Here is a 2,108-nt window from a genome sequence, read left to right on the forward strand (position 1 = left end):
GGCGTCCCCGCGCACCGCGATGGACACCCGCAGCGCCCCGTCCTCGCGCCGCGCCGAGCACACCAGCCCGGCCCGCTCCGCCGCGCGCCGCAGCCCGGTCTCCTCCGGCAGGCACCACGCCACCAGCTCCCGGCGCCCGTCCGCGCGCGCCGCCCGCGCCAGCTGCGCCAGCAGCGCCGCCCCGATCCCGCGCCGCTGCCACTCGTCCTCCACCAGCACCGACACCTCGGCCACCTCGGGCTCGGAGGTGCGGATCAGCTGGCCGATCGCCACCACCCGGTCCGCGCACTGCGCCACCAGCGCCGTCCCCCTCGGCGGGGCCAGCAGCCGGTGCAGCCAGCGGCGCGGCAGGGCGCTCACGCCCGCGTGGTAGCGGGCGAACAGCGACCGCTTCGAGCACCGCCCGTGCAGAGCGGCCACCGCCGCCTCGTCCGAGGGCAGCCCGGTCCGGATCACCACGGCCATCCCGTCGCCGGTCACCGTCCCGGTCGGCGCGCTCGCCCCGGTCGCGCCCACCAGCTCCGCCAGCGCCCGCGCCCTGGTCAGCTCCACCTCGGTGAACGGCGTCCACGCGCGCCGGGCGACCACGGTCACCCCGTCCGAGGACAGCAGGTGCGCGGTGTTCCCGTCCTGCTCCGGAGGCTCGGGCAGCGCCCGCACCCAGTCCGCGCCCAGCACCGACCGCAGCGCCTCGGCCAGCGCGGCCGGGTCGGTCAGCGCGGCGGAGGCGGCGCGCAGCGCGGCGGCGGGCGCGTCGACCAGGTCGCGCACGTCGGCGCGGGTGATCCCGACCGCGCGGGCCCCCTCGGCGCGGATCTCCTCGACCAGGTCGGCGGGCAGCACGCCCGGCCCGGTGGTCACCACCAGCTCGTCCACCACGCCGCCGGGCACCGGGATCGCCGACAGGGCCAGCACGTTGCAGTCGCGCGCGGCGAGCCTGATGCTCACCCTGGCCAGGGCTCCGGGGCTGTCGGGCAGCTCGAACCGCAGCCGCCAGGTCTTCGGTGTCGGGTCCATCGCCACAGGGTGGCGCGGCCACGTTGCGGCCGGGGGACGGTGGCGTTTCCGCCTGCGACCACCGACCCCTGAACCTCCCGCCCCGCTGGTCCACACCCGCCGCGACGTCCGGCGGTGGTCCGCTCCCCGCGAGCCCGGTCCGCCCCCGCGCGGGGTTCACACCCCTCGCCCGCCGGGCCCGCCGCGTTCACACTCACCGCGACCACCCGTCACCGCCCGTCACCGGGCCGGTCGGGTCAGTCCTTGCAGTGGTCCGGCGGGAACAGGTTCAGCGGCCCGCACTCCCACCCCTTGGTAGTCGTCGTGGTGGTCGGCGCGGGCTCCGCGGCCTTGGTCGGCTCCTCCGCCTTGGGCGGTTCCTCGACCTGCGGCGGCGCCTGCTCGCGGGTCGTCGTGGTCGTCCTCGTCGTCGTGGTGGTGGTCGTGCTGGTCGCCACCGGCGACGAGGGCGCGGAGCTGCTGCTCGGCGGCGCCTCGGAGGAGCTGGGCGCGCTCGACGACACCCCCGTCGACCAGGTCGGAGACGGGATGCCGCCCTCGGTCTCGTCCCCGCTGACGTACACGCCGATGAGGACCCCCGCCAGAGCCGAAGTGGCCAGCGCCAGGCCGCCCGCAGCCCACACCACCCGCACCCGCAGCCTCCTCGGAAGATCCCGCCCGGACGCCCCGCGCGGGGGTGGGCGGGGCTGACAGTACCGCTCGGCGCGGGGTGATCCGCACCCCTGTCTCCGCGCCCGGCCCCACCGCTTGGGCCATCGGCGCGCACCCCGCTGCGCCTGACGGTCGCGGACCGTTCAGGCACTCCGATCGGCCGTTCGGGGGGAGCCGCTGGTACGTCACGCAAAAGCAACGCGCCGGTAACGGAACGTGCACGGTTGCCGCCGGTCGCCGTATTGACGCCACTGGTCTAGACCAACTATCGTTTTGTGGCGGGAACCACACCAACGTCCCTCGTAGGTGGGCGGGCGGATGCCCCACCGACGAGGCGCTGAGGACCCCACGACGGGTCCGGGCAACCGGGGTGGCGCCCCCGGGGCCTCTATCCCCGCCCCCCCGGCGCCGCGCCCCCGCCCCCCCCCGCGCGCCCCACA

At 77.0% G+C, this 2,108-nt stretch carries 2 protein-coding genes; both read right to left on the reverse strand.

The features are described from left to right. Positions 1–1,017 (reverse strand): GNAT family N-acetyltransferase (locus ACTUAL_RS11120; RefSeq protein ID WP_440900195.1); only part of this gene is annotated, 1,017 nt, incomplete at its 3' end. A 236-nt stretch (positions 1,018–1,253) separates the two neighbouring features. Next, the gene (locus tag ACTUAL_RS11125) at positions 1,254–1,649 is read right to left on the reverse strand and encodes a hypothetical protein (RefSeq protein WP_440900196.1); all 396 of its coding nucleotides are present in this window, start codon (positions 1,647–1,649) and stop codon (positions 1,254–1,256) included. Positions 1,650–2,108: the final 459 nt, after the last annotated feature.

Source organism: Actinosynnema sp., assembly GCF_052038725.1.